This is a genomic window from Streptomyces sp. rh34, from assembly GCF_002551245.1.
In the GTDB taxonomy this organism is placed as follows: domain Bacteria; phylum Actinomycetota; class Actinomycetes; order Streptomycetales; family Streptomycetaceae; genus Streptomyces.
Window position 1 is genome coordinate 1 of record NZ_NTGZ01000511.1, and the last position, 1705, is coordinate 1705.

2 protein-coding genes are annotated in these 1705 nt (G+C 75.1%); both read right to left on the reverse strand.

Annotated elements, in window-relative coordinates; all coding sequences use genetic code 11:
• Positions 1 to 5 precede the first annotated feature (5 nt).
• Positions 6 to 656, reverse strand: a complete 651-nt coding sequence (gene eda, locus CR470_RS37785) for a bifunctional 4-hydroxy-2-oxoglutarate aldolase/2-dehydro-3-deoxy-phosphogluconate aldolase (RefSeq protein WP_097872269.1) — start codon at positions 654 to 656, stop codon at positions 6 to 8.
• A gap of 76 nt (positions 657 to 732) precedes the next feature.
• Positions 733 to 1533, reverse strand: a complete 801-nt coding sequence (gene yaaA, locus CR470_RS37790; RefSeq protein WP_097872271.1) for a peroxide stress protein YaaA — start codon at positions 1531 to 1533, stop codon at positions 733 to 735.
• Between the last annotated feature and the right edge of the window lie 172 nt (positions 1534 to 1705).

Sequence of the window (1705 nt, forward strand, 5' to 3'; positions counted from 1 at the left end):
CGGCCCTACCGGGCGAGCGCCGCCGCCTCGGCCGCCAGGCGGGCCACCCGGTCCCAGTCCTTCGCCGCCACCGCGTCGCCCGGGACCATCCAGCTGCCGCCCACGCAGCCCACGTTGGGCAGCGCGAGGTACGACGGCGCGGAGGCGAGCGAGATGCCGCCGGTCGGGCAGAACCTGGCCTGGGGAAGCGGTGCGGACAGGGCCTTGAGGTAGGCCGTGCCGCCCGCCGCCTCGGCCGGGAAGAACTTCATCTCCCGCACCCCGCGCTCCAGCAGGGCCACCACCTCGGAGGTGGTCGAGACACCGGGCAGGAACGGCACCCCGGACGCCTTCATCGCCTCCAGCAGCGCGTCCGTCCACCCCGGGCTGACCAGGAACCGGGCCCCGGCGTCCACGGTGTCCCGTACGTGCTCCGGCGAGATCACCGTGCCCGCGCCGACCACCGCGCCCGGGACCTCGGCGGCCATGGCCCGGATCGACTGCAGCGCGGCGGGCGTCCGCAGCGTCACCTCGATCGCCGGCAGCCCGCCTGCCACCAGAGCCCGCGCCAGCGGCACCGCGTCGGCCACGTCGTGCAGGACCACGACGGGGACGACGGGCGCGAGATCCAGCACGGAGGCGTCGGACGGGGCGGAGGGCGCGGCAGAGGAGGTCATGGGGCCATCCTGCCGCGCACGAGGCGATATCTGCAACGAGCGTTGCGCACTGCGCAACGCTCGCCTTCCCGGGAGGTCAGTGGATGTCCGTCACCACGACGTCCAGCGACCACGGCCGCCCGGCCCGCGCGGGGGCCTCGGCCTCCACCACGTACCCGAGGTCCCGCAACACCTCCACCAACTGCGCCGGGCCCTTCGGTCGCGCACCCGCCAGCAGCAGATCCCGCACCAGCCGGCCCTTGGTCGCCTTGTTGAAGTGGCTCACCACGGACCGCTTCTCCACCCCGCCCACCAGCTGGGAGTGCAGCACCCGCACGCTCGCCGTGCGGGAGGCCACCTCGCCCGTCGGCTTCCACGCCGCCGCATACGCCGAGGACCGCAGGTCCAGGACGAGCCCGTTCCCGGCGGCCTCGGGCAGCACGGTCTCCATCGGGGTGCGCCAGTACGCGCCGAGCGCGCCGAGACCGGGCAGCCTCACCCCCATCGAGCAGCGGTACGGCGGGATCCGGTCGCCGATCCGGACCGCGCCCCACAGCCCCGAGAAGACCAGCAGCGACTTCGCCGCCCGCCGCCGCGCGTCCGCCTCCAGCGAGGCCAGATCGAGGGCGTCGTACAGCACACCGGTGTACAGCTCCCCGGCCGGACGGGTTCCGGCGGTGCGCAGCTCGGTGTTCTTGGCGACCTCGCCCCGCAGCCCCACGCTCAGCCCCAGCACCTCACGGGCCTTCTCCTCGTCCGCCTGACACAGCTCGACCAGCTCGTCCAGCACCGCCGCACGGGCCGGGGCGAGCCCCGGCAGCGACAGCGACTCCGGCTTCAGCGAAGCCCCGCGCCCCGAGGCGGCCTTTCCTTCGGAGGGCGGCAACAGCACGAGCACGGCGGTTCTCCTTCGTACGTACGGCGCAAGCGAGGACCCGGTCGGCGTGCGGGCTCCCCGGGTCCTCGGCAAGGGTACGGGGACGGGGCGCCGGCCCCCGTACGGCGAGGGTCGCGCCCCTGGACGCGCGGGGCCGGCGAACGCGTACGCGCGGGACCGCGCACGCCCAGGT

Coding starts and splice junctions, on each gene's coding strand:
- eda (WP_097872269.1), bottom strand. CDS start 656: ATGACCTCCTCTGCCGCGCCCTCCGCCCCGTCCGACGCCTCCGTGCTG.